Raw genomic sequence first — 1,037 nt, 5'->3', positions numbered from 1 at the left:
GCAGCTTCAGGACCACATCGATGCCTACGTCAACGCTTACAACGACAAAGCCGAGCCCTTCGTCTGGACCAAGAAAAGGGTCCGTCAACGCCGGTTCAAAGGCCGCCGTATCACTCAGCTCTGATTCCGGGTACTAGTAAGCGGCAAGCGGTGGTTCCGATTGCTCCAACTTCGCCAGCGCAAAAATCTCTCCTCTTGGTCATTAAGGCCTTTCTTCGGCGGACGACCGATGCTGCTGCGTGTGAGAGAATGCACGCTTCGGCCAATTTGGCCCACTCTAATTCTCTAAGCCCGTCAGCTTGTCGAAAGCTGATACTAGTAGAGTGAGAACTAGAGAGCGACACTATCCGCTCAGGATTGCGAACCGGCCCCAACCGGAGGGGAACATGGACCCACTTAACAATATCAGCCCATTCGACCGAGATCTCGCTACGTACAACGCCACGGTGGCACAACAGCAACAGCAGCAAGCGGAATTTGAGCCGCACTTGGATGAAGTGCCGCAACGCGATGCCGCTCCCGTCGCAGGGGTTCCTGCTCCTCCAGGCTCCTATTATCCGTTGGAGCTCGGGCGCCATAGTGCCCGCGATCCTCATTCCGAAGGCGCCGTCGCCAGACGTCTTGGGGACGCCGCTGCGCAGCAGGACAGCGCGTCGCGGGAAGCTTTGAGATGGTCGGAGGGGCTCACAACGCAAGGTCACGATCAGGGTCTGCTGCGGGGATCATGGACGAAGCCAGCCCAGCATCGTCTCTCGATCCAACCGTGCGCGATCACCAAGCGCCGGATTTTGGAGAAGCCGTTCGTCAGTTGAACCGGCGCGACGGCTACCAGCCGGCTCCGGACGAGCTGACCGGGAGCGCGGCCAAGAGGCAGAGGACGCTAAGCCATCCGCAAGAGGATGCCATTGCGCGGCAGCTGAGCGAGGCCGGCAATTCAGCCGCGCGCGTGTTGATGGAAGACGCCGGCCCACCGTCGCCTCTCGGGCGAGCTGTCGGCTCGCCAGTGGTCCTTCCTGCGGAAGGTTACGATCCGGATC

The 1,037-nt window shown here is 60.6% G+C and carries 2 pseudogenes; both read left to right on the top strand.

The annotated features are described in order from the left end of the window. Positions 1-124, top strand: a pseudogene (locus tag AC5ZGW_RS46430) (IS630 family transposase); the annotation flags it as partial. Positions 125-763: 639 nt separating this feature from the next. Then, a pseudogene (locus AC5ZGW_RS46425) lies at positions 764-1,037 on the top strand (hypothetical protein); the annotation flags it as partial.

The organism is Bradyrhizobium sp. Crot121 (assembly GCF_059512385.1).
The sequence above is the reverse complement of the archived record's forward strand: the minus strand, read 5'-3'. Positions and strand labels throughout refer to the sequence as shown.